A 23,629-nucleotide genomic window follows, 5' to 3' on the forward strand; every position below is an offset into this window, starting at 1 on the left:
ACCGGGAGGCACCCGCACGTGACCGCCTACTTCCCCGCCGCTCGCCTGCGCCGGGCCGCCTTCATCGGCGTGCTGTGCGCGGGCCTCACCGTCACCGTCACGGGCTGCGGCGGCGGCGAGGACCCCGACAAGGGCACCAACGGCGTCGGCAAACTGCCCGCCGACCAGATCGAGGCGAAGGCCAAGGCGGCCGCGACGGCGGCCGCCTCGGTGCACCTCTCGGGCTCGGTGGTCACCGGCGGCAAGACCTTCACCCTCGACATGCGCCTCAAGGGCGACGGCGGTTCCGGCGAGGTCAAGTCCCAGCAGGACACCTTCCAGGTGCTGCGCATCGGCGAGCAGCTGTACCTGAAGGCGAACGCCGCCTTCTGGGGGAAGTCCGACTCGGCCGGCAAACTCGGCGACAAGTTCGTGAAGGTGCCGCAGAGCGACCCCACGTACAAGCAGTTCCGCGGCTTCACCGACATGCACGTGCTGCTCGACGGGCTCCTCGGCCTCGACGGCAAGCTCACCAAGGCCGCCTACGGCAAGGTCGGGCACGGCCGCGTGGTGCCGGTGCTGGCGGACGGCGGCAAGGGCGGGCGGCTCTCGGTGTCCCTGGAGGGGACCCCGTACCCGCTCCTCATGGAACGCGCGGGCGGCGCCGGGCGGGTGCAGCTCGCGGACTGGGGCCAGAGCTTCCAGCTGGCCGCGCCCGCACCTGACCAGACGGTGGATTACGGTCAGCAGCTGCCCACCACCAAGGACGCGAGCGGTGCCACGCCCGGCCCGGCCAAGAGCTCCGGCCAGGGTTCCGACCCCACCGCAGGCTGACCCCGGCCCGGCCCGGCCGGGCCGGGCCGTCCGCCAGGCCGCCCGGGGGCCTTCGCCCGGCCGGGCAGCCCGCCGCCCGGTCGGGAACGGCAGCGCCTAGCGGGCCGCCTTCTTCCGCTTGAGCAGCAGCTTCGGCAGCCCGGCCGGGATCTCCCGGCGGGTGATCGCCGCGGTCGGCAGCGGGGGCGCGGCCAGCGACCCGCCCGGCAGGGACTCCCGGACCGCCGCCGGCTCCAACCGCAGCAGCCGGCACTCGCGCGCCCACCGCTCCGTCATCTGCTCGGCGTCGGGTGCGTTCAGCCGCTTGCCCTTGAGCTCCGCCACCGCGGCGTGCCACTCCTCGCCGCGCGGGGCGAGCTCCCGGACGACGGCCGTCCAGGCGACCAGTCGGCCGCCCTTGTCCTTGCTGCGCACGGTCACCTCGGCGGCCGCACCGTCCGCGAGCCCCGGGAACGGCTGCTCGCCGGGCCCGTCGCCCACCACGTACGCGGCGGCGTCCACCCAGGCGTGCCACAGGGCCCGGTCGGCCCCGGAACCGCGGACCCAGATGAGGCCGGACTTCTTGGTGGCCTCCTCGACGAGGGCCAGGTCGAGTGCGCTGAGAGTCATGCGCACAGGGTAGCCAGGCCGCCGGACGCCGCTACAGCCAGCCGTTGCGGCGCAGGGCCCGGTGGATGGTCAGGCAGGCGCCGGCGATGGCGGCCATCACCATCGGATAGCCGTAGCGCCAGTGCAGTTCCGGCATGTGCTCGAAGTTCATCCCGTACACGCCGCAGATCATCGTCGGCACCGCGATGATCGCCGCCCACGAGGTGATCTTGCGCATGTCCTCGTTCTGCGCGACCGACGCCTGCGCCAGGCTGGCCTGGAGGATCGAGTTCAGCAGCTCGTCGAAGCCGACGACCTGCTCGTGCACCCGCGCCAGGTGGTCGGCGACGTCGCGGAAGTACTTCTGGATGTCGGGGTCCACCAGCCGCATCGGTCGCTCGCTGAGCAGTTCCATCGGCCGCAGCAGCGGGGACACGGCCCGCTTGAACTCCAGCACCTCGCGCTTGAGCTGGTAGATGCGGCCCGCGTCGCCGCCGCGGCCGCTGCCCTTGGCGGGCGCCGCGAAGACCGCGCTCTCCACCTCGTCGATGTCGTCCTGCACGGCCGCCGCGACCGCGATGTAGCCGTCCACGACGTGGTCGGCGAGGGAGTGCAGCACCGCAGACGGCCCCCGGGCCAGCAGTTCGGCGTCGTCCTGGAGGCGGTGGCGCAGCCCCTTGAGGGAGCCCTGACCGCCGTGCCGGACGGTGATGACGAAGTCCGGGCCGGTGAAGCACATGACCTCACCGGTCTCCACCACCTCGCTGGTGGCGGTCAGTTCGGTGTGCTCGACGTAGTGGATCGTCTTGAAGACGGTGAACAGGGTGTCGTCGTAGCGCTCCAGCTTGGGCCGCTGGTGCGCGTGCACCGCGTCCTCCACGGCCAGCGGGTGCAGTCCGAACGTGGCCGCGATCCCGGCGAACTCCGCCTCGGTGGGCTCGTGCAGGCCGATCCACGCGAAACCGCCGTCCTCGCGGACCCGGCGCATCGCCTCACGGGGCGTCAGACAGCCCGGGCCCAGCACGCGCCGCCCGTCGCGGTAGACGGCGCAGTCGACGACCGCGCTGCTGGCGGACGGGTCGCGGGTGGTGTCGTACCCGGGCTGCGCGGGAGTGGACCGGCGCAGGGCCGGACGGACGGCGGCACGGAGGTAGGGCAGCATCGACATGGCAGGCTCCTTCGCGCGCACGGCTGCGGACCGTACGGGTGGGAGGCCCTCCGCGGCTGCGCACGGGCACTCGGCCCCGGACAGGCGGAGGGAAACAGGACGGAGAGGACAAAGTTCTGCCGTCGCTCTTCTACCGACCTTCCGGCGGCCCGGAGGCCGCGGAGGGGAAGATCACAGGGGGCGCGGAACGCCCGGCATAGAAGTGGAAGAGCGATCGGTACTGCACGATCGACTTCGATCCATCGCAGCCCCACCTCCTCCGGCCGGTCCCCCGTGAGGGACGTCCTGTCGTCCGGACCCTTGGCACAACGCGTCTGCGTGCGGTCCCGACCAGCTGTCAACACTATCAGCCGACGGATGGTCAGGACCGCGCCTTTACCCGCCGGATACGAGTTCTATGCTCGCTCCATGGCAGAAATTCTCGCCCTTGTGGAGGCCCGGCTGCGCACCGCGTTCGGCGAACCCGACGCCCGCGCCGCCGTCACCTTCCTCGGCACCGACCGCATCGAGGTACTCCGTTTCGCCGAGGGCGACCTCGTGCGGTACGCGACCCTCGGCATGTCCGCGCACCCCATGACCGACCCGACCGCCGTGGTCGCCGACCCGCTGCGCGGGCCGCGCGCCGAACTGGTGCTGACCGTACGGGCCGGGCTGGCGCCCACCGACAAGGTGCTCCGCCCGCTCGCGGTGCTGGCCGCCTCCCCGATGGTCGAGGGGCTGGTCGTGGCGCCCGGGGCCTCGCTGGACGTGGGCGAACCCCTGTGGGAGGGCGCGCCGTTCAGCTCCGTCCTGGTCGCCGAGCCGGGCGGGCTGGTGGAGGACCTCGACCTGGACGAGCCGCTGGAGCCGGTGCGGTTCCTCCCGCTGCTCCCGATGACGGCGAACGAGGCCGCCTGGAAGCGGGTGCACGGCGCCGCCGCCCTCCAGGAACGCTGGCTCGCGCGCGGCACGGATCTGCGGGACCCTCTGCGTACGGCCGTCGCACTGGACTGAGACCGGACTGAGCTCCCGCCGTTGCGGGTACGGATGGCATCCGGACGGGTGAGCGTGCCTTGACGGGGCGCCGGGCGGGGAGGAGCGTGCTTCATATGAGGGGCGAACCGAGTTGCCCGAAGTGCGGTGGCCGGGTCCGAGCGCCCGGTCTTTTCGCCGACTCCTGGCAGTGCGCGGTGCACGGCGCCGTCCATCCCCTGCAACCCGTGATCCCGCCCAGCGTCGAGGGCCTGGGCGTCATAGTGCACCGTGCGCACGTACCGGTGTGGATGCCGTGGCCCCTGCCGGTGGGGTGGCTGTTCACCGGCGTCGCCACCGCGGGGGACGACCGCAGCGGTGGCCGCGCCACCGCCGTCGCCTGTTCCGGCCCCGGGCCGCTGGGCGGAATGGGGGAGCTGGTGCTCGTCGCGGAGGAACTCGGGGTGGGACTCGGCGCGCGGTACGCGGGGATCGACGCACCCGACCCCGGCCCGTACATGGACGTGTCGGCGCCCCCGCACGCGAAGGTCGTCGCGGCCGGCCGGCCCACTCCGCTGTGGCACGTCAAGGGTGCTCCCGATGACCGTGCCGTGTTCGCGGGCGAGGCGCGCGGGCTGTGGCTGTGGGCCGTGGTCTGGCCGGAGCAGACGGGGCTGCTCATGTACGACGAGCTGATCCTGACCGACCTGCGCGACGCGGGCTCCGAGGTCGAACTGGTCCCGTGCGGGGCACTGAGCCCCCGCATTTTGTCCTCTTGACGCGCCCCTCGCACCGCTCGGCCCTGGCGGGCCGCTGCCCTTCTCGACGCGCCCCTCGCACCGCTCGGCCCTGGCGGGCCGCTCGGGCTTCGGGCCGCTGGGCCGGACTCCGTCCGGCGGTCGCCGGGCGGGGCTTGCCGGCCTTCGGGCCGCTGCGCTGCGGACACCCTGGGGACATCCCGGGGGTACCCCCCCAGCGGTAGCTGGGGGAGACTCCGTCCGTCGGGCCATCGGCCGGGGCATCGGTGGGCCCGGTGGGGGCCGGGGGGCGGGTATCCTGGAGCGTCCCCCTTTGTCCGTCCGTAGAAGCTGGAGCCCGGCAGTGCGCATCGACCTGCACGCCCACTCCACCGCTTCCGACGGCACCGACACCCCCGCCGAGCTGGTCCGCAACGCGGCCGCCGCCGGGCTGGACGTCCTCGCACTGACCGACCACGACACCGTCGGCGGGTACGCCGAGGCGATCGCGGCCCTGCCGCAGGGACTCACCCTGGTCACCGGCGCGGAGTTGAGCTGCCGGCTCGACGGCGTCGGGATGCACATGCTCGCCTACCTCTTCGACCCCGAGGAGCCCGAGCTGCACGCCGAGCGGGAGCTGGTCCGCGACGACCGCACCCCGCGTGCCCAGGCCATGATCGGCAAGCTCCAGGCGCTCGGCGTGGACGTGACCTGGGACCAGGTCGCCCGGATCGCCGGTGCGGGATCCGTGGGGCGGCCGCACATAGCCACCGCCCTCGTCGAGCTCGGCGTCGTGCCCACCGTCTCCGACGCGTTCACCTCCGACTGGCTCGCCGACGGGGGCCGCGCGTACGCGGAGAAGCACGAGCTCGATCCGTTCGACGCGATCCGCCTGGTGAAGGCGGCCGGCGGGGTCACCGTCTTCGCCCACCCCGCCGCCCTCAAGCGCGGCCGGTGCGTGCCCGAGAGCGCCATCGCCGAACTGGCGGCGGCCGGACTGGACGGCATCGAGGTGGACCACATGGACCACGACGCCGCGACGCGCGCTCGGCTGCGCGACCTGGCGGACGAACTCGGCCTGCTGACGACCGGGTCCAGCGACTACCACGGCAGCCGCAAGACCTGCCGCCTCGGCGAGTACACCACCGACCCCGAGATCTACGGCGAGATCACGCGCCGAGCCACCGGGGCGTTCCCCGTCCCCGGCGCCGGTGGACGGCGCCACGAGGGCTGAGCCCTCGCCCGTCCCCGCCCTTTTTTGCTACACCCCTCTCCTGCAAGGCATCACTGTGTTTGATTTCGCCGTCTTCGGATCCCTTTTTCTCACGCTTTTTGTGATTATGGACCCCCCGGGGATCACGCCGATCTTCCTCGCCCTGACCTCCGGCCGCGCCACCAAGGTGCAGCGCCGCATGGCCTGGCAGGCCGTCTGCGTGGCCTTCGGTGTCATCGCCGTCTTCGGCGTCTGCGGCCAGCAGATCCTCGACTACCTGCACGTGTCCGTGCCGGCGCTGATGATCGCGGGCGGCCTGCTCCTGCTGCTGATCGCGCTGGACCTGCTCACCGGCAAGACGGACGAGCCGAAGCAGACGAAGGACGTCAACGTCGCCCTCGTGCCGCTCGGCATGCCCCTGCTGGCCGGCCCGGGCGCGATCGTGTCCGTCATCCTGGCCGTGCAGAAGGCCGACGGGTTCGGCGGGCAGCTCTCCGTCTGGTCGGCGATCATCGCCATGCACGTGGTGCTGTGGATCACCATGCGCTACTCCCTGGTGATCATCCGGGTGATCAAGGACGGCGGCGTCGTCCTGGTGACCCGGCTCGCGGGCATGATGCTGTCGGCGATCGCGGTCCAGCAGATCATCAACGGTGTGCTCCAGGTCGTGCACAACGCCTGAGGCGCCGGCGCCCGTCCCCGCACATGCGAATGCCCCGAACCGGTCCGGTGCGGGGCATTCGTCGTCGTCTCGTCGTTTCGTCGTCGTCTACCGCGGGGAGCGGGTCAGTTGGACGCGGTCTCGGCCGGTCGGATCAGAATGCGCTGGCCTACTGATGCGGCGTGCTGCACGATCCGGTTGACGGAGGCCGCGTCCACGACGGTGCTGTCCACGGCGCTTCCGTCGACATCGTCCAGGCGCAGAATCTCGAAGCGCACGGGCTTCTCCCTTCGTCAGTGTTTCACTTGCACTGGCATAACGAAGTGTAAGCCGCAAACATTCCCTACGCTAAGGAAATTTTTTCACTCGCTAACGAGTGTCTCCGGTCCGGGCCTCGCCCACGCTCCAGAAGGCGGCCAGTGCATCGGCTGTGACCTGGGGATTCTCCGCGTTCGGGGAGTGTTCGGCGCCCTCGACGACCACTCGGGCCGCGCTCAACCGTCGCGCCATCTCATCCATGAGCGGTACCGGCCAGGCGTAGTCGACCACCCCCGACAGCACCAGCTTGCGCAGCGGCACCTCTGCCAGCTCCGCCACCCGGTCCGGCTCCGAGATCAGTACCCGGCCCGTGCCGATCAGCTGCTCCGGCACCGTGGCCAGCCAGCGCTCGCGCAGGAAGGCGGCCAGTGCGGGGGAGTCGGGCACGGCGTCCGCCGGGTCCTGGGCGCGCATCGCGGCCCACACCGCGGGCATGTCGTCCCGCAGCGCCTCCAGCGCCGCGATCAGCAGCTTCGTACGGGCCTGCTGTTCCTCGGAGATCGCCGCAGGGCCGCTGCTCATCAAGGTGAGGGAGGCGAAGGGCGCGGCGTCGCGCAGCACCGCCGCGCGGGAGATCAGGCCGCCCAGGGAGTGGCCGACGAGGTGCACCGGCCCGGCGTCCAGCGCTGCCGCCTGGGCGAGCAGGTCCCGGGCCAGCTCCTCGCAGCTGTACGCGGACTCCTCGCGCGGGCCGGGGCTCTCGTACTGGCCGCGCCCGTCGACCGCCACCACCCGGTAGCCGGCGCCGGCCAGCGGCTCCAGCAGGCCGATGAAGTCCTCCTTGCTGCCGGTGAAGCCGGGGACCAGCAGGGCCGTGCCGCGCAGCGGCTCGCCCGCCTCGTGCACGGCGAACTCCCCGCGTGCGGTCCCGAGGCGGTACGCGCGGGCGACGGAGGGCAGGGTCAGGCGGGGCGGCTTGCTCATGGGCCCGAGGTTACCGGCCCGTAGCCGTCGGTACAGCCCCCCCGGTACGCGAACGGCCCCGGCCCCCTCCGAAGAGGGGAACGGGGCCCTTCGCGGTACGGGACCGGGCGGCGTTACGCCTCCGGCGCCTCGGCGACAGCCTTGCGGGTCCGCGTGCGCTTCGGCTTGGCGGGAGCCTCCTCCGCAGCGGCGGCGGGCGCCTCCACGACGGCCTCCGCGACCTTGCGGGTGCGGGTGCGCTTGGGCTTGACCGGGGCTTCCTCGGCCACCGGGGCGGCTTCGGCGGTCACCGGGGCGGCCTCGGCGACCTTGCGGGTGCGGGTGCGCTTGGGCTTGACCGGGGCTTCCTCGGCCACCGGGGCGGCTTCGGCGGTCACCGGGGCGGCCTCCGCGACCTTGCGGGTGCGGGTGCGCTTCGGCTTGACCGGGGCCTCTTCCGCGACCGCGGCCGGGGCGGCCTCGGTGACGACGGGGGCAGGCTCCGCGACCTTGCGGGTCCGGGTGCTGCGGCGGGCCGGAGCCGGCTCCACCGGCGGGGCCATCTGGAAGTCGGGCTCCGCGGCAGACGGCGCCACGGGCCGGCGGACCGGGCGGCGCGGCGCCCGGACGGGCTCCACGGCCGGCACCATCTGGAAGTCCGGCTCCGCGGCCACAGCCGGCGCCTCGGCGACCGGGGTCACCGCGGCGGCGGGCGCGGGCACGGCGGCGCGGGTCCGGCGGCGACGCGGCTTGCGCGGCTCATCGGCCGCCGGGGCCGCGACAGCCGGGGCCACAGCAGCGGCCGGGACCGCGGCGGCGGGGGCCTCGGCGACCGGGGTCACCGCGGCGGCCGACTCGGCGCCCAGCTCGCTGCCGCCACGGGTACGGCGGCGCTGGCGCGGGGTCCGGGTACGGGCCGGACGCTCCTCGACCGGCGCGGCGGCGGCCGGGCCGCGACCGCCACGGCCACCGCGGCCGCCGGTCTCGCCCAGGTCCTCCAGCTGCTCGGCCTTGAGGCCCTCCCGCGTGCGCTCGGCACGCGGCAGGATGCCCTTGGTCCCGGCCGGGATGTTCAGCTCCTCGAACAGGTGCGGGGACGTGGAGTACGTCTCGACCGGCTCGTGGAAGTCCAGCTCCAGCGCCTTGTTGATCAGCTGCCAGCGCGGGATGTCATCCCAGTCGACCAGGGTGACGGCGATGCCCTTGTTGCCCGCGCGGCCGGTCCGGCCCACCCTGTGCAGGAAGGTCTTCTCGTCCTCCGGCGCCTGGTAGTTGATGACGTGGGTCACGCCCTCGACGTCGATGCCGCGCGCGGCCACGTCGGTGCACACCAGCACGTCGACCTTGCCGTTGCGGAACGCCCGCAGGGCCTGCTCGCGCGCGCCCTGGCCCAGGTCGCCGTGGACGGCGCCGGAGGCGAAGCCGCGCTTCTCCAGCTGCTCGGCGATGTCGGCCGCCGTGCGCTTCGTACGGCAGAAGATCATGGCCAGGCCACGGCCCTCGGCCTGCAGGATGCGGGAGACGAGCTCCGGCTTGTCCATGTTGTGCGCACGGAAGACGTGCTGCTTGATGTTGGCGACGGTCACGCCCTCGCCCTCGGGGGAGGTGGCGCGGATGTGCGTCGGCTGCGTCATGTACCGGCGGGCCAGGCCGATGACCGCGCCCGGCATGGTCGCCGAGAACAGCATGGTCTGACGCTTCGGCGGCAGGTAGTTGATGATCTTCTCGACGTCGGGCAGGAAGCCCAGGTCGAGCATCTCGTCGGCCTCGTCCAGGACGAGCGCCCTGACGTGGGACAGGTCCAGCTTGCGCTGACCGGCCAGGTCGAGGAGCCGGCCCGGGGTGCCGACGATGATGTCGACGCCCTTCTTGAGGGCCTCGACCTGCGGCTCGTACGCGCGGCCGCCGTATATGGCGAGGACGCGGACGTTGCGGACCTTGCCCGCGGTCAGCAGGTCGTTGGTGACCTGGGTGCACAGCTCACGGGTCGGGACGACCACGAGCGCCTGCGGGGCGTCGGTCAGCTGGTCGGGCCGGGCCCGGCCCGCCTCGACGTCGGCGGGGACGGTGACCCGCTCCAGCAGCGGAAGGCCGAAACCGAGCGTCTTGCCGGTTCCGGTCTTGGCCTGGCCGATGACGTCCGAGCCGGAAAGGGCTACGGGGAGGGTCATCTCCTGGATCGGGAAGGGGGACACGATGCCGACGGCCTCAAGGGCTTCGGCGGTCTCGGGATAGATCCCGAGGTCACGGAACGTAGTCAGGGTGCTGCCTCTTCTGTGAGACGCGGCGCGAGGCGGCGAGGGGGGTCGTACCGTGCCGGGCTTGCAGTACTGCGCACGCCCAGGGTTCGGGCGAGCCGTACAAAGCTGCGCGGGACCACTAGCCTTCGCTCAAGCGCTTCTGCCGCTGAGGGGGCCCCTCGTGCAGGCGGTACGCATGGACGTACGCACCAGACAGAGGGCGGTCGGGTGGAGCCGATCGGGCCACCGACCGGGCATCCTCATTCGGATGGCCCGCCGAGTTTCCGGCAGGCGCATTACCACTGTACCCCGGAATCGCGCAGCTGTGTCGGGTGAATTCACCTGGTAGTCGGGTTTAGGTGGACTGACCAGGGGGTTCGCGCCGGGTTTCGGCGGGCTATTGTGCGGAGCATGTCGACCGTAGAAAACGCATCGCCCGCCGACGACGGCACCTCCGCGGAGGCGCCCGGGATCGCCGCCCAGGACTGGGCGACCGCCTCGGCCTCCCCGCAGTACCGCGCAGCCGTGGTGGACCTGCTCGGCGCGCTCGCGTACGGAGAACTCGCGGCGTTCGAGCGCCTGGCCGAGGACGCGAAACTCGCGCCCACGCTTTCCGACAAGGCCGAACTCGCGAAGATGGCCTCCGCCGAGTTCCACCACTTCGAGCGGCTCCGCGACCGGCTGTCGGCGATCGACGTCGAGCCCACGGCCGCGATGGAGCCCTTCGCGAAGGGCGTCGACGACTTCCACCGCCAGACCGCCCCCTCGGACTGGCTGGAAGGCCTGGTCAAGGCGTACGTCGGCGACTCCATCGCCAGCGACTTCTACCGCGAGGTCGCCAGCCACCTCGACACCGACACCCGCGCCCTCGTCGTCGGGGTGCTCGACGACACCGGCCACGGCGGCTTCGCCGTCGAGAAGGTGCGCGCCGCGATCGAGGCCGACCCGCGCGTCGGCGGCCGGCTCGCGCTGTGGGCCCGCAGGCTGATGGGCGAGGCCCTCTCGCAGGCCCAGCGGGTGGTCGCCGAACGTGACGCGCTGTCGACCATGCTGGTCGGCGGTGTCGACGGCATGGCGGCCGGCTTCGACCTCGCGGCGGTCGGCGAGATGTTCACCCGGATCACCAAGGCCCACACCAAGCGGATGGCGGCCCTCGGCCTCGCCGCCTGAGGCGCGGCGCCCCCCCAACGCGCCCGGCCCCGAGCGGGGAACCCCCGCCCGGGGCCGGGCACGTTTTCCGGGCGGTCAGCCCCGCGTCGGAACCGAAAACGGAGGGCGGCGACGGCTCCGCCCGGAATGTCCGGCGGGCCGCAGCAGCAGCGACAGCACCACGGCGGACACGCCCACGGAGCCCAGCAGCGTCGCGGCCAGCGAGTTGTGCCCCGGCCCCAGCGACATGTGCGTGAGGTACGCCCCGAACAGTGCTCCCGCCACGCCGCTGACCAGCACCATTCTGGAAGCGGGCAGCCGCTCCCCGAGCGTGCGCACGGCCGCCCCGGCGAGGGCCAGTCCCAGCAGACCGGAGCCAAGCGCTTCCATCAGCAGCATGAGATCCCTTCCGATACGTCAGCGGGCGTTTCCGGGGTGCACCAGTTGCGGTCCTACCCGAAGCGGAAGAAAGGGAAACGGCCCGGCGGAAGACCGCCGGGCCGTTTCTCTCGTTGTGTCGGGACTCGATGCCGGTGTCGACTCGCGCCCCGGTCCGCGCGCCTCAGAGCGCGCCGAAGCCCACCTTGCGCCCGCTCGGCTCGCCCAGGTCGACGTACGACAGGCGGTCGGACGGCACCAGGACCTTGCGGCCCTTGGCGTCGGTCAGGCTCAGCAGCGGCACCGTACCGGACAGCGCCGCCGTGACGACGCGCTCCAGCTCCTCGGCGCTCAGGTCGCTCTCCAGCACGATCTCCCGGGGTGCGTGCTGCACGCCGATCTTGACCTCCACGGCTTTGTCCCTCCGACGGTCCGGTTCGCGCGATCAGCCGCGCCGTACCCGGTCCACATTAGCCCGGAGAGGGGACGTGATCGGCTCGCGGCGGACACGCTCGCAGCGAACAGTGCCCCCCGTGCGACGGGGCCGTCCGGGTGTCAGCCCTCGGTGCCGTGCAGCGGGAATCCGGCGATGCCGCGCCAGGCGAGCGAGGTCAGCAGCCCCACCGCGGTGTCCCGGGCGACCGGGCTCTCGCTGGAGAGCCAGTACCGCGCCACGACCTGCGAGACGCCGCCCAGCCCCACCGCGAGCAGCATCGACTCGTCCTTCGACAGGCCGGTGTCCTCGGCGATGACGTCGGAGATCGCCTCCGCGCACTGGAGCGAGACGCGGTCGACGCGCTCGCGCACCGCCGGCTCGTTCGTCAGGTCCGACTCGAAGACCAGCCGGAACGCGCCGCCCTCGTCCTCCACGTACGCGAAGTAGGCGTCCATGGTCGCCTCGACGCGCAGCTTGTTGTCGGTCGTCGACTCCAGCGCCGTGCGCACCGCCAGCAGCAGGGCCTCGCAGTGCTGGTCCAGCAGCGCGAGGTAGAGGTCCAGCTTGCCGGGGAAGTGCTGGTAGAGCACCGGCTTGCTGACACCCGCGCGCTCGGCGATGTCGTCCATCGCCGCCGCGTGATACCCCTGCGCGACGAAAACCTCCTGGGCCGCGCCCAGGAGCTGGTTGCGTCGGGCTCGGCGCGGCAGTCGCGTGCCCCGGGGACGCGCTGCGTCCGTCTGCTCGATGGCTGTCACGCCGCCTCCCACTTTCTCTAAGAACACACTGCGCTCTGCGCCGCGCCGCCATCGTACTTTTCGGTAACCGGATCTGGTGGGTTCAGGCCGAGTTTTCTCGCTGTACGGACCACCGCCGACCGACCGGACACGCTGGTCAGCGGTAGTCGTCCTCGTCCAGCGGGACCACCCGGGCCTGCTCGAAGGCGTCCCCGTCGGTGGCCTCGTCCCGGTCCACACCAGTGGGCCGGTCATCGTCGTGCGGCTGTACATCGGTGTGCTGCTCCGCGGCGTCCGCCTCGGGCGTCTCCGGGTCGGGAAACTCCCGGAGCTCCTCCTGGAACGTGTCCGGTTCGGCAGGATCGACCGTCATCGCGCTCCCCTCGCCTTCACTCGTCTCCCTATGAGCCTAGGAGGATCGCCGTTAGGCCGCCAGGTGGTCCTGTGACTGCCGCCACAAGGGGCAGGGTGTGATCGTCTCGTAACATTGGGCCCATGTCTTCGACGGAGCTGCCGGGTGTAAAGGCCGCCACCGAGGTGACCTCCCAGGTGGGGGGCGCCCGGGTGGCCGAAGGCGAGCGGCTGCGCACGGCTCCGCTGTCCGGCCTGGAGCTGAACGTACGGTTCCGGCCACCGGTACGGGAAGGGCTGCCGCCCGCGCTGTTCGTGCACGGGCTCGGCGGTTCCTCGCAGAACTGGTCGGCCCTGATGGAGCAGTTGGCCGGCGACGTGGACTGCGAAGCCGTGGACCTGCCCGGATTCGGCTGGTCACCGCCGCCCGCCGACCGGGACTACTCCGTCACCGGTCTGGCCCGGGTGGTCATCCGCTACCTCGACGCCGCAGGACGCGGGCCGGTGCACCTGTTCGGGAACTCGCTGGGCGGCGCCGTGTCCACCCGGGTCGCCGCCGTCCGGCCCGACCTCGTACGGACCCTGACGCTGGTCTCGCCCGCGCTGCCGGAGCTGCGCGTGCAGCGGTCGGCGGTGCCCACCGCCCTGCTGGCGGTGCCCGGTGTCGCCGCCCTGTTCGGCCGCCTCACCCGGGGCGTGACCGCCGAACAGCGCACCAGGGGGGTGACGGACCTCTGTTACGGAGACCCCTCACGGGTGACCGTGGAGGGGTTCGAGGCCGCCGTCGAGGAGATGGAGCGGCGGCTGGCCCTGCCGTACTTCTGGGACGCGATGACCCGCTCCTCGCGCGGGATCGTCGACGCCTACACCCTCGGTGGCCAGCACGGACTGTGGCGGCAGGCGCAACGCGTGCTCGCGCCGACCCTGCTGATCTACGGCGGGCGCGACCAGCTGGTCTCGTTCCGCAAGGCGCGCAAGGCCGCCGCGGCCTTCCGTGGTTCACGGCTGCTGAGTCTGCCCGAGGCCGGCCACGTGGCGATGATGGAGTACCCGGAGGTGGTCGCCACCGCCTTCCGGGAACTGCTGCGGGACACCGAACGCGCGCGCCACACTGCTGCGGGAGAACGGTCGGAACGGCGCGAGCACTCGGAACGGCGCGAGCAGGGCGAAGAACAGAACGAACCGACGGCAGACACCGAAGACGACAGAGGCTGAACGCGTGGGACGACATAGTCGCAAGGACTCCGCCCCGTCCAGGCCCGCGCCGCCGGCGGAGTCCGCGCCGGACGAGCGGCACCGTGAGCCGCACGGCGGCCGGGCGGCCGCCGCCCCCGCCCCCTTCGACGCCTTCGGCACCCACCCGCCGCGCGCGGAGCGGCCGGCCGGGCACCCCGAGCAGCGGGAGCCCGGCGGCGCCTGGGGCGCCGGTCCGGCGACGGGTACCGGCGCCGTCTACGGGGACTGGCGCGGGGTGCCGCGGACGCGCGTGGCAGCGCCGCCGTCCGGGCGCGACGGCGACACCCCGGCGTTCGGCGTCCCCGTCGTCGGCTTCGCGGCGCGGGCCGCGGCGCCGCCCGCCGAGGCCGGCTCCGGCACCGGTACGCACCGCCGCTTCCCGGGGCCCCGTATGCCGCTCATCGCGCCGGAGCCCGCGTCCGATCCGGCGCCCGACTCCGAGCCCGAGCCCGAGCCCGCATCCGAGGCCGGGCGCGAGCCCGCATCCGAGGCCGGGCCGGAGCCCGGTTCCGGGCGCGGCACGAAGGTCCGTGCCTACACCGGCATGGCCGCCGCGGCCGTGACCACGGTGCTCGCCGTCATCGTCGCCGGGCAGGTGGCCGGCCACGGCGACAGGGACGCCGCCACCGCCCGGGCCGCCGCGGACACCGCGAAGGACCGGCCGGCCGGCGGGCAGTCGCCGGCGTCCCGCTCCGTGGGCCGGGCGACGCCGGACGCCGCCCCGGCGGAGCCGACGTACGAGCAGAAGATGGCCCAGCAGCTGCCGATCGACGCGAAGCTCACCGGGCCGGGCCTCTTCGACACCGTCCCCGGCGTCGCCAATGCGCCGGGCAAGGGGAGGCTGCTGCGCTACCGGGTCGACGTCGAGCAGGGGCTGGGGATGGACCCGCAGCTGTTCGCGGAGGCCGTGCAGCGCACCCTCAACGACCCGCGCAGCTGGGCGCACGGAGGGGAGATGACCTTCGAGCGGGTGCCGGGCGGCGAGGCCGACTTCGTGATCACCCTCGCGAGCCCCGGGACCACCGCCGCCTGGTGCGCCAAGTCCGGGCTGGACACCACCGTCGACAACGTCTCCTGCGATTCCGCGGCCACCGAACGCGTGATGATCAACGCGTTCCGCTGGGCGCAGGGTTCCCCGACCTACGGCGCGGACCAGATGTTCGCCTACCGCCAGATGCTCATCAACCACGAGGTCGGCCACCGGCTCGGACACGGGCACGTCAACTGCCGGACCCCCGGCGCGCTCGCCCCGATCATGCAGCAGCAGACGAAGTCCCTCGACATCGACAACATCCCCTGCAAGCCCAACCCGTGGGTGTATCCAGGGCCTTGATTCCGGCCCGGGACGGGTACGGGCCCCCTCCGGGCCCTTTTTAGCGCGCTCGAACGCGACCCGTACCGGAAAGTTACGACTCTTCACCCCTTCCGGTGGCGCGATGGACAACCGTCCGTCGCGCCTTCGGCATATCGGCTTGAGTTCTCCCGCGGCGGGTCGACGGACCGACGGAGACCGCCTGTAACGGGAGATCGGGGGTGCCACTCGTGCGGATCGGACTGCTCACGGAAGGTGGTTATCCGTATGCGACAGGAGAGGCCGGGCCGTGGTGCGACCGGCTCGTGCGCGGGCTGCCGCAGCACGCGTTCGAGCTCTACGCGCTGAGCCGCAGCGCCGAACAGGAACAGCGCGGCCGCGTGCCGCTGCCCGGCAACGTCACCCGGGTGCGGACCGCCTCGCTGTGGGCCCCCGACGACGACGGGCGCAGCCACTCCCGGCGTGAGCGCCGCCGGTTCGCCGGCTGCTTCGCGGACCTGGTCCGGGGCATCTGCGCGGGCGAGCCTGCCCCGTTCGCCGCGGGACTGTACGGACTCGCCGAACTCGCCCGTGAACACGGCGGGCTGTACGCGGCCCTGCGTTCGGAGACCGCCGTGCGGACGGTCGAGGCGGGCTGCCGGGCACCGGGCGCCGGGCGCGCCTTACAGGCTGCCCGGGTACCGGACGTACTGGAGTTCGTGGACGAACTGGAGCGCGCCCTGCGGCCCTTGTCCCTCGACTGGTACGGGGAACTCGGCGCGACCGACGTCTGCCACGCCACCGCCGGCGGGACCGCCGCCGTCCCCGGACTGCTGGCCAAACGCTTCTTCGGGGTGCCGCTGCTGGTCACCGAGTACGGAGTGCGGCTGCGGGCCCACTACCTGGAGCACTCCCCGGACGAGCGCCCCGCCGTCCGCGCCCTGCTGGCGGCCTTCCACATCCGCCTGGCCGCCGAGATCTACGCCCAGGCCGACCTGCTCACCCCCGGCAACGCCCACGCCCGCCGCTGGCAGGAGCGGTGCGGAGCCGCGCGCGAGCGGGTGCGCACCGTCTACCCGGGGATGGAGGCGGACCGATTCGCCACCGTCGGGGAGGACCCCGGCTGCGGCGACCCGGACACGCTCGTGTGGGTCGGCCGGATAGAGCCGGCCAAGGACCTCGTCGCCCTGCTGCACGCCTTCGCCGAGGTGCGCCGGGCCGCACCGCAGGCGCGGCTGCGGATCTTCGCCACCGCCGCGGCGCCCGGCTACCTCGCCGACTGCCGCTCCCTGGCGGCGCAGCTCTTTCCCGACGAGGCCGCCGACGCGATCACGATGGGCGAGAACCCGGTCACCTTCGAGGGGATCGGGGGTCCCGAGGCACCCTCCCCGGCCGACGCCTACGGGGCCGGCCGGGTGGTGCTGCTGTCCTCGGTGATCGAGGGCTTCCCCCTCACCCTGGCCGAAGCGATGTTCTGCGGCCGGGCCACCGTCTCCACGGACGTCGGCGCGGTGTGCGAGGTCATCGGCGGGACCGGCCTGGTCGTACCGCCGCGCAACCCGAAGGCGCTGGCCGAAGCCTGCCTGTCGCTGCTCCGCGACCCCGAGCGGGCGCAGCGGCTCGGGGCCGCCGCCCGGGCCCGGGCCCTGGAACTGTTCACCGTCGAGCAGAACGTGACCGCGTTCCGCGACATCTACCTGCTCCTGCTCGCCCAGGGACCGGCCCGGCCCGAAGGGGGCGTCCCGTTCGCGCAACCGCCCGAGGCGCGGGTACGGGGGCACTGGACCACGCCGACCTGGGCTAAGGCGCCGGAACCGGCCCCGGGGGAGGGACCGCCGGCCGCGGCACCCGCACCCCCGGATCCCGGGCCCCCGGTGGGTGCCGCCCCGGCCGCGGAGGCGGCGGCATGACCCTCGACGACACCGGGCTGCGCCCCGACCCCGCCGCCGCCCCGCGCCGGCGGGCCGCCGGGGACCCCGTCAAGGCCCTGCTGCACCGCCACCGCGAGCTGTGCGAGCGCGCCGTCGACCCGCTGGAGATCGCCGCCGGGCTCGAAGCGCACGGCATCACCGACCGCACCGCCGCGCGCTTCCGGCACCGGGACGTCTTCTCCCTCGCCGAGGAGCTGTACGCCCGCACCCCGCGCGGCGAGGCCCGGGCCGTCCGGACCCCGGCCGGCGCCGCCACCCCCGCCGCCCTGCGCGGCTTCGGCTGCGCCCTGCTGCCCGGGGCCGTGGCGCTCGGGGCGGCCGCCGCCCGGGTGCCGTGGGCCGGGGCCGTCGCGGTGGCCGTCACCGTCGCCGCGCTGGTGTGGCCCGGGCGGACCGCCGGGGGGCGGTTCCCCGGCCTGCTCCACCTGCTCGCGGCGGCCGCCGTCGGCTGGGCCGTCCACCGGCACGGCCCCGCCCTCGGTGCCGCCCTCGCCCTGGCCGTGGCCCCCGGGCAGGTCGCCGCCACCGGCTTCGCGGCCCGGGCGCGGCGCGGGCTCGCCGGGAGCCGGGCCCTGGAGGACTTCGCCGCCGGGGTGCGGCCGCTGCTGGCCGGCACCGTCGCCGCCTTCGCGGGGGCCGCCGCGGGGGCGGCCGCACTCGCCGGTGCACCCCTCGCGCCCGCCGTGCCGCTCGCCGTGCTGCTCTTCGTGACCCGGCTGCTGCTCACCCACGGCGCGCGCCGGGTGCCCGCCGCGGCCGCCGTGGCCGTGGCCCTCGTACCGGTCCCGGGGGCGCCGCTCGCCGCCGCCGCGGGACTCCTCGTACACGCCGTCGTCGCGCTGTCCCGTGCTTCCGCACACGCGCGGCCCTGAGTCTTCGGAAACCTTCGCCGGAGCGCCGTACCCCTACCACCCCACCCCAGACCCAAGGAGAAACAGGATGACCGGCCAGCCAATCGACCGAGGGGCCGCGCGATGAGGGTGCTGCTGATCGGAGCCAACGGATACCTCGGGCGCTACGTCGCCGACCGGCTGCTCGCCGACCCCGCCGTGCAGCTCACCGCGCTCGGCCGGGGCGACGACGCCGACGTCCGCTTCGACCTCGCCACCGGCAGCCCCGGGGCCCTCACCCGCTTCCTGGACGCCGTCCACCCGGGCGTCGTCATCAACTGCGCGGGCGCCACCCGCGGCGGCGCCCGCGAGCTGACCCGGCACAACACCGTCGCCGTCGCCACCATCTGCGAGTCGCTCCGCCGCAGCGGCTGCGGCGCCCGGCTGGTCCAGCTGGGCTGTGCCGCCGAGTACGGGCCCAGCCAGCCCGGTTCCTCCACGGCCGAGGACGCCGTCCCGAGACCGGGCGGACCGTACGGCGTCAGCAAGCTGGCCGCGACCGAGCTGGTGCTCGGCTCCGGGCTGGACGCGGTCGTGCTGCGGATCTTCTCGCCCGTCGGCCCCGGCACCCCCGCCGGCTCGCCGCTGGGCCGGCTCGCCGAGGCGATGCGGCGGGCCATGCAGTCCGGCGACAGCGAACTCAAGCTCAGCGGGCTCGGGGTGCAGCGCGACTTCGTGGACGTGCGCGACGTCGCCCGCGCCGTGCACGCCGCCTCCCTCTCCGCCGCCCAGGGCGTCGTCAACATCGGCACCGGCCGCGCGGTCCGGCTGCGCGACGCGGCGGCCGTACTGGCCCGGGTCGCGGGCTTCGGCGGCTCCCTGCACGAACTGGACGTACCGCACGGCGGCACGCAGCACCCGCTCGCGCACGGGCACCCGGGACGGCCCCAGGGCCTGCCCGCCATCGGCGCCCCGCGTTCCGAGGCCACGGCCGACCAGCTCGCCGCCGCCCCGCAGGCCCCGTACCCGGACGGCTGCGGCAGCTGGCAGCAGGCCGACGTCCGCACCGCCCGCGACCGGCTCGGCTGGCGGCCCCGGATCAACCTGGAGGAGTCCCTGGCCGACATCTGGATGGAGGCGGCGTGTCGCATCTGACGACGCCGGCGCCCCGGGTCCCGGCGACCGAGGCGGGCCGGCTGGGCCTGGGCACGCCCGGCTACGCGCATCCGCTGCTCGCGCCGGTGGAGTGGGCCGAGCTGACCCGGCCCGGGACCCCGCTGCACTGGGCCGTGCTCAACGTGACGGACGGCCCGGGAGGCCGGCCCGATCCGCACTGCGCGGAGGCGGCCGGCCGGCTGCGTCACGCCGGGGGCGGCACGGGCCGCCGGCTCCTCGGCCACCTCGCCGTGCGGGACGGTGCCAGGTCGTTCGGGGAGCTGCTCTCCGACGCCCACCGGTTCCGGGACTGGTACGGGGTCGACGGCTTCTACCTGGCCGACACCCCCGCGGACCGGGCGGACCTGCCCGCGGTGCGCCGCGTCGTGGCCGCGCTGCGCGGCCTCGGCGACGGCCTGCGCATCGTGCTGGGCCACGGCACCCACCCCTACGAGGGCTACGCGGAGACTGCCGACCAGCTGGTCACCTTCTGCGGCGCCTGGGCCGACTACCGCTGGTCGCTGGTGGCGGAGTGGACGGCCGGGTACCCGCCGGAACTCTTCTGCCACCTGGTGCACGGGGTGCCGCGGACCCACCTGGACGAGGCGCTGCGGATCGCCCGCTGGCAGGGCGCCGGGACGATCTGGTTCACCGACCGGCGCGGGGCGGCGGACCGTGATCCCTGGGCGTCGATGCCCGGGTACTGGGACGAAATCGTCTCGCGTATCGGAACGGGTGTCTCGGAATGAAGAAGGGCGTGGCAGTGTTACGGGAAGAACCACCGTTCAGACATACCCATCTACGGAGTCCCCGTGTCGCTGCCACCCCTGGTAGAGCCAGCTGCTGAGCTCACCGTTGACGAGGTCCGTCGGTACTCCCGCCACCTGATCATCCCCGATGTCGGGATGGACGGCCAGAAGCGCCTGAAGAACGCCAAGGTGCTGGCCGTGGGCGCGGGCGGCCTCGGCTCGCCCGCCCTCATGTACCTGGCGGCGGCCGGCGTCGGCACGCTGGGCATCGTCGAGTTCGACGAGGTCGACGAGTCGAACCTGCAGCGCCAGATCATCCACAGCCAGGCGGACATCGGCCGGTCGAAGGCCGAGTCGGCCCGGGACAGCGTGCTGGGCATCAACCCGTACGTCAACGTGGTCCTGCACGAAGAGCGGCTCGAAGCCGAGAACGTGATGGAGATCTTCAGCCAGTACGACCTCATCGTCGACGGCACGGACAACTTCGCCACGCGCTACCTGGTCAACGACGCCTGCGTGCTGCTGAACAAGCCGTACGTATGGGGCTCCATCTACCGCTTCGACGGCCAGGCCTCGGTGTTCTGGTCCGAGCACGGGCCCTGCTACCGCTGCCTGTACCCGGAGCCCCCGCCGCCGGGCATGGTCCCGAGCTGCGCCGAGGGCGGCGTACTGGGCGTGCTCTGCGCGTCCATCGGCTCGATCCAGGTCACCGAGGCGATCAAGGTGCTGACGGGTGTCGGCGAGCCGCTGGTCGGCCGTCTGATGATCTACGACGCCCTGGAGATGCAGTACCGCCAGGTCAAGGTCCGCAAGGACCCCGACTGCGCCGTCTGCGGCCCGAACCCGACCGTCACCGAGCTCATCGACTACGAGGCCTTCTGCGGCGTCGTGTCGGAGGAGGCCCAGGAGGCGGCGGCCGGTTCGACGATCACTCCCAAGCAGCTCAAGGAGTGGATCGACGGCGACGAGCAGATCGAGATCATCGACGTCCGGGAGAAGAACGAGTACGAGATCGTCTCGATCCCCGGCGCGAAGCTGATCCCCAAGGGCGAGTTCCTGATGGGCACCGCCCTCCAGGACCTCCCGCAGGACAAGCGGATCGTCTTGCACTGCAAGACGGGTGTCCGCAGTGCGGAAGTCCTGGCCGTCCTGAAGTCGGCGGGCTTCGCCGACGCGGTGCACGTCGGCGGCGGAGTCATCGGCTGGGTCCACCAGATCGAGCCCGAGAAGCCGGTCTACTGATCCTCCGCTGATCCCAGCGCCCGGAGGGGCCGTACCGCGCATGCGGTGCGGCCCCTCCGCGCGTGTGCCGCCGCGGCTCAGGTGCCCCCGTCGGGCTGCTCGGGCAGCGAGGGCTGGGGCGACGGGCTCTGGCTCGGCGTGCAGACCTTGCCCGCGGGCGGCACCTTCCCGTCCAGCAGGTAGGCGTTCGTCACCTGCTGGACGCAGGGGTCGCCGCTGTTGTACGCGCCGTGCCCCTGGCCCTTGTACGTCAGCTCCACGCCGACGCCGGGGCCGAGCCGCTCCACCATCTTGCGCGCGCCCTCGTACGGGGTCGCCGGGTCGCCGGTGTTGCCGATCACCAGGATCGGGGCGGACCCGCGGGCCGAGACGTCCGGGGTCTCCCAGGCGCCCGCGACCGGCCAGCCCGTGCAGCTCGTCAGCGCCCAGCCGAGGAAGTCACCGAAGACGGGCGACGCCGAACGGAACTGCGGCAGCTTCGACTTGGCCTGCTCCAGCGTGAAGCGCTCCTTGGAGTCGGCGCAGTTGATCGCCGTGTTCGCAGCCCCGATGTTGCTGTAGCGGCCTTGCTGGTCCCGGCCGTTGAGGGCGTCCGACAGGGCCATCAGCAACTGCCCCTGGCCGCCCTGGGCCTCGTCCAGCCCCTGCTCCAGCAGCGGCCACAGCTCCTTGGAGTAGAGCGCCTGGGCGATGCCGTTGGTGGCGGCGGAGTCGGTCAGCTGCCGCCCGCCGAGCCCGGGGATCGGCTTGACCGCCAGTTCCTTCTGCAGCCGGGTGACGTTCGCCTCGACCTCCTTGGCGGTGCTGCCCTGGAGCCGGCAGGCGTCGCCCCGGTCCACGCAGTCCTGGGCGAAGTTGTCGAGCGCCAGCTGGAACCCCTTCGCCTGGCCCAGCGCCCCCTCCTCGGAGGTCTGGGTCGGGTCCACGACGGCGTCGAGGACGGCCCGGCCGACGTTCTTCGGGAAGAGGTGGGCGTAGACCCCGCCGAGTTCGGTCCCGTAGGAGATGCCGAAGTAGTGCAGCTTCTCGTCGCCGAGCGCCTGGCGGATCCGGTCCAGGTCGCGGGCGGCGTTCTCGGTGCCGACGTAGGGCAGGACCTTGCCGGAGTTCTGCACGCAGGCCTGCTGGTACCGCTTGGTGTTGTCCGCGAACGCCTTCTCCTGTTCCGGGGTGGCCGGCGTGGAGTCCGAGGCGTAGTAGGCGTCCAGCTGCCGGTCGTTCTCGCACAGGACGGGCGCGCTGCGGCCCACGCCGCGCGGGTCGAAGCTGACCAGGTCGTACCGGGAGCGCAGGGCCTCGTACTCCTTGGCGGCGCCCGGGAGGGTGGTGATGCCGGAGCCGCCGGGGCCGCCGAAGTTGAAGACGAGGGAGCCGATGCGCTTGTCCTTGTCGCGCGCCTTGGCGCGGATCAGGGCAAGCGGAATCGTTTCTCCTTCGGGCTTCGCGTAATCGAGGGGCACGTCCAGGGTCGCGCACTGCCAGTCCTTGCCGGGGGCCTGCCCGCCGCCCTGGGCGTTGGTGGGGGCCTCGCACGCCTCCCATTTCAAGGCCTTGGGGGCGTTGCCGCCTGAGGTCTTCGTGTCCTTCTCCTGGCCGTCGCCGGAAGAACAGGCGCTGGCGGTGAGCAGCGCGGCGGCGACGGCTGCGGCGGCGGTGACCCGCAGTGCGTTTGTCGGCATGCCTCCATCCTGTGGGCGGGCGGGCCGCGGCGCGCGGGTGATGAGCCGTTCGGGGGTGTGCGGGCGGCGGCCGTACGTGGTCACCTGGATCCATGGACCACGCGCAGTGGATCGGGATCGGCGAAGCCGCCGCCCTGACCGGTACGACGCCGAACGCCATCCGGCACCTCCACCGGATCGGCCTGCTGCCGGAGCCCGAGCGGGGGCCGGGCGACCGGCGCCGGTACGGGTACGAGGACGTCGTCCGCATCCTGTGGGTGCGGGGGATGACGGAACTGGGGATGCCGCAGGCCGACGTCCGGTCGGCCATGGCGGGCAAGGCCGGGCGGGAGGACCTCCTGGCGGAGCTGGAGGCGTCGCTGGAGCGGCACCGGGAGCGGGCGCGGGCGCTGCTGTCGGCGGTACGGCGGCTGCGGGCGTGCGGCGGCGACCTGGGGCTGTCGGCCGCCGGAGTGGCCCGGACGGCGGACCAGACCGCGGTGGCGGGCGGGTCCCGGATCCCCGGCCTGCACCCGCGGCTGCGGGCGGAGCAGCGGCGGCTGGAGCTGGAGATCGAGGTGCTCTCCGACCCGCAGTTCCCGCCGGACGACCCCCGGGTGGTCGCGCTGGCCCACGACTTCTCGGTGCACCTGCTGGCCTTGGAAGCGGCGGAACGCGCGGCGGACTTCCCGGAGCCCGACTTCGTCGACACCACCCCGACCACGGCCCCGGTCGGCGACCCGTCCCGCTTCCTCAGCCTCCCGGGCACGATGTCCCCGGCCCTGTCCCGAGTAGCGGAACTCCTCTCGGAACGCCGCCCGGCGCAATGACCCCGGGCCGGCCGCCGCGGTCGCACCGCCCGCAGGCCACCGACGCGCACGGGGCCGGCCCGGG

The 23,629-nt window shown here is 73.4% G+C and carries 24 protein-coding genes; 14 read left to right on the plus strand and 10 right to left on the minus strand.

What is annotated here, in order from left to right; genetic code table 11:
* Window positions 1–18: 18 nt before the first annotated feature.
* Entirely contained in the window at window positions 19–813 is a 795-nt protein-coding gene (locus ACZ4M3_RS06855) for a hypothetical protein (protein WP_467730557.1), read from the plus strand.
* A gap of 96 nt (window positions 814–909) precedes the next feature.
* On the opposite strand, the gene ACZ4M3_RS06860 is transcribed toward ACZ4M3_RS06855, so the two are convergent.
* Together ACZ4M3_RS06860 and ACZ4M3_RS06865 are read right to left on the minus strand one after the other, a co-directional pair.
* Entirely contained in the window at window positions 910–1,422 is a 513-nt protein-coding gene (locus ACZ4M3_RS06860) for a hypothetical protein (protein WP_467730558.1), read from the minus strand.
* Window positions 1,423–1,453: 31 nt separating this feature from the next.
* Window positions 1,454–2,569 carry a magnesium and cobalt transport protein CorA gene (locus tag ACZ4M3_RS06865; protein WP_467730559.1) on the minus strand — a complete coding sequence of 372 codons (1,116 nt, stop codon included), beginning with the start codon at window positions 2,567–2,569 and terminating at the stop codon, window positions 1,454–1,456.
* Window positions 2,570–2,977: 408 nt separating this feature from the next.
* On the opposite strand from ACZ4M3_RS06865, the gene ACZ4M3_RS06870 reads away from it, so the two are divergent.
* From ACZ4M3_RS06870 to ACZ4M3_RS06885, 4 genes are all read left to right on the plus strand, one after another.
* Window positions 2,978–3,562: a suppressor of fused domain protein gene (locus ACZ4M3_RS06870; protein ID WP_136213926.1), complete on the plus strand. Its 585-nt coding sequence runs from the start codon at window positions 2,978–2,980 to the stop codon at window positions 3,560–3,562.
* Between the two features lie 95 nt (window positions 3,563–3,657).
* On the plus strand, window positions 3,658–4,299 hold the full coding sequence (locus tag ACZ4M3_RS06875) for a DUF6758 family protein (RefSeq protein ID WP_467730560.1): 642 nt from the start codon (window positions 3,658–3,660) through the stop codon (window positions 4,297–4,299).
* A 322-nt stretch (window positions 4,300–4,621) separates the two neighbouring features.
* Window positions 4,622–5,491 carry a PHP domain-containing protein gene (locus ACZ4M3_RS06880; RefSeq protein ID WP_467730561.1) on the plus strand — a complete coding sequence of 290 codons (870 nt, stop codon included), beginning with the start codon at window positions 4,622–4,624 and terminating at the stop codon, window positions 5,489–5,491.
* Window positions 5,492–5,546: 55 nt separating this feature from the next.
* On the plus strand, window positions 5,547–6,152 hold the full coding sequence (locus tag ACZ4M3_RS06885; protein WP_467730562.1) for a MarC family protein: 606 nt from the start codon (window positions 5,547–5,549) through the stop codon (window positions 6,150–6,152).
* Between the two features lie 104 nt (window positions 6,153–6,256).
* Here the strand turns inward: ACZ4M3_RS06885 and ACZ4M3_RS06890 are convergent, their stop codons facing one another.
* From ACZ4M3_RS06890 to ACZ4M3_RS06900, 3 genes are all read right to left on the minus strand, one after another.
* Window positions 6,257–6,409: a hypothetical protein gene (locus ACZ4M3_RS06890; protein WP_389665798.1), complete on the minus strand. Its 153-nt coding sequence runs from the start codon at window positions 6,407–6,409 to the stop codon at window positions 6,257–6,259.
* A 91-nt stretch (window positions 6,410–6,500) separates the two neighbouring features.
* Entirely contained in the window at window positions 6,501–7,373 is an 873-nt protein-coding gene (locus ACZ4M3_RS06895) for an alpha/beta fold hydrolase (protein ID WP_467730563.1), read from the minus strand.
* 113 nt (window positions 7,374–7,486) lie between these two features.
* Window positions 7,487–9,523, minus strand: coding sequence for a DEAD/DEAH box helicase (locus tag ACZ4M3_RS06900; protein WP_467730824.1), 2,037 nt, complete (start codon window positions 9,521–9,523; stop codon window positions 7,487–7,489).
* 480 nt (window positions 9,524–10,003) lie between these two features.
* Between ACZ4M3_RS06900 and ACZ4M3_RS06905 the strand changes: the two genes are divergently transcribed.
* The gene (locus tag ACZ4M3_RS06905; RefSeq protein WP_467730564.1) at window positions 10,004–10,762 is read left to right on the plus strand and encodes a ferritin-like fold-containing protein; all 759 of its coding nucleotides are present in this window, start codon (window positions 10,004–10,006) and stop codon (window positions 10,760–10,762) included.
* A gap of 75 nt (window positions 10,763–10,837) precedes the next feature.
* Here ACZ4M3_RS06905 and ACZ4M3_RS06910 read toward each other — a convergent pair whose 3' ends face one another.
* The 4 genes from ACZ4M3_RS06910 to ACZ4M3_RS06925 form a co-directional block, all read right to left on the minus strand.
* Window positions 10,838–11,140, minus strand: coding sequence for a hypothetical protein (locus ACZ4M3_RS06910; protein WP_467730565.1), 303 nt, complete (start codon window positions 11,138–11,140; stop codon window positions 10,838–10,840).
* 163 nt (window positions 11,141–11,303) lie between these two features.
* A complete protein-coding gene (locus tag ACZ4M3_RS06915; protein ID WP_453355578.1) occupies window positions 11,304–11,531 on the minus strand; it encodes a DUF3107 domain-containing protein in 228 nt (75 codons plus the stop codon).
* 143 nt (window positions 11,532–11,674) lie between these two features.
* Complete coding sequence (locus tag ACZ4M3_RS06920) at window positions 11,675–12,313, minus strand: TetR/AcrR family transcriptional regulator (RefSeq protein ID WP_361128994.1); 639 nt, start codon at window positions 12,311–12,313, stop codon at window positions 11,675–11,677.
* A gap of 136 nt (window positions 12,314–12,449) precedes the next feature.
* Window positions 12,450–12,665, minus strand: coding sequence for a hypothetical protein (locus ACZ4M3_RS06925; protein WP_361309808.1), 216 nt, complete (start codon window positions 12,663–12,665; stop codon window positions 12,450–12,452).
* 122 nt (window positions 12,666–12,787) lie between these two features.
* On the opposite strand from ACZ4M3_RS06925, the gene ACZ4M3_RS06930 reads away from it, so the two are divergent.
* From ACZ4M3_RS06930 to moeZ, 7 genes are all read left to right on the plus strand, one after another.
* On the plus strand, window positions 12,788–13,858 hold the full coding sequence (locus ACZ4M3_RS06930) for an alpha/beta fold hydrolase (protein ID WP_467730566.1): 1,071 nt from the start codon (window positions 12,788–12,790) through the stop codon (window positions 13,856–13,858).
* Window positions 13,859–13,862: 4 nt separating this feature from the next.
* Window positions 13,863–15,212 carry a DUF3152 domain-containing protein gene (locus ACZ4M3_RS06935; protein ID WP_467730567.1) on the plus strand — a complete coding sequence of 450 codons (1,350 nt, stop codon included), beginning with the start codon at window positions 13,863–13,865 and terminating at the stop codon, window positions 15,210–15,212.
* Between the two features lie 209 nt (window positions 15,213–15,421).
* The gene (locus ACZ4M3_RS06940) at window positions 15,422–17,080 is read left to right on the plus strand and encodes a DUF3492 domain-containing protein (RefSeq protein WP_467730825.1); all 1,659 of its coding nucleotides are present in this window, start codon (window positions 15,422–15,424) and stop codon (window positions 17,078–17,080) included.
* Complete coding sequence (locus ACZ4M3_RS06945; protein WP_467730568.1) at window positions 17,077–17,973, plus strand: hypothetical protein; 897 nt, start codon at window positions 17,077–17,079, stop codon at window positions 17,971–17,973. Before ACZ4M3_RS06940 ends, ACZ4M3_RS06945 begins: the two co-directional genes overlap by 4 nt.
* A gap of 102 nt (window positions 17,974–18,075) precedes the next feature.
* Window positions 18,076–19,086 (plus strand): NAD-dependent epimerase/dehydratase, encoded by a 1,011-nt coding sequence (locus tag ACZ4M3_RS06950; RefSeq protein WP_467730569.1) that lies wholly within the window; start codon window positions 18,076–18,078, stop codon window positions 19,084–19,086.
* The gene (locus tag ACZ4M3_RS06955) at window positions 19,074–19,835 is read left to right on the plus strand and encodes a spherulation-specific family 4 protein (protein ID WP_467730570.1); all 762 of its coding nucleotides are present in this window, start codon (window positions 19,074–19,076) and stop codon (window positions 19,833–19,835) included. The genes ACZ4M3_RS06950 and ACZ4M3_RS06955 overlap by 13 nt, the downstream gene beginning before the upstream one ends.
* Before the next feature lie 63 nt (window positions 19,836–19,898).
* A complete protein-coding gene (gene moeZ / locus ACZ4M3_RS06960) occupies window positions 19,899–21,077 on the plus strand; it encodes an adenylyltransferase/sulfurtransferase MoeZ (protein ID WP_467730571.1) in 1,179 nt (392 codons plus the stop codon).
* A 77-nt stretch (window positions 21,078–21,154) separates the two neighbouring features.
* On the opposite strand, the gene ACZ4M3_RS06965 is transcribed toward moeZ, so the two are convergent.
* The gene (locus ACZ4M3_RS06965) at window positions 21,155–22,756 is read right to left on the minus strand and encodes an alpha/beta hydrolase (protein WP_467730572.1); all 1,602 of its coding nucleotides are present in this window, start codon (window positions 22,754–22,756) and stop codon (window positions 21,155–21,157) included.
* 92 nt (window positions 22,757–22,848) lie between these two features.
* On the opposite strand from ACZ4M3_RS06965, the gene ACZ4M3_RS06970 reads away from it, so the two are divergent.
* Window positions 22,849–23,565 (plus strand): helix-turn-helix domain-containing protein, encoded by a 717-nt coding sequence (locus tag ACZ4M3_RS06970; protein ID WP_467730573.1) that lies wholly within the window; start codon window positions 22,849–22,851, stop codon window positions 23,563–23,565.
* The last annotated feature ends 64 nt before the right edge of the window (window positions 23,566–23,629 follow it).

This window comes from Streptomyces sp. NPDC026522 (assembly GCF_055567555.1).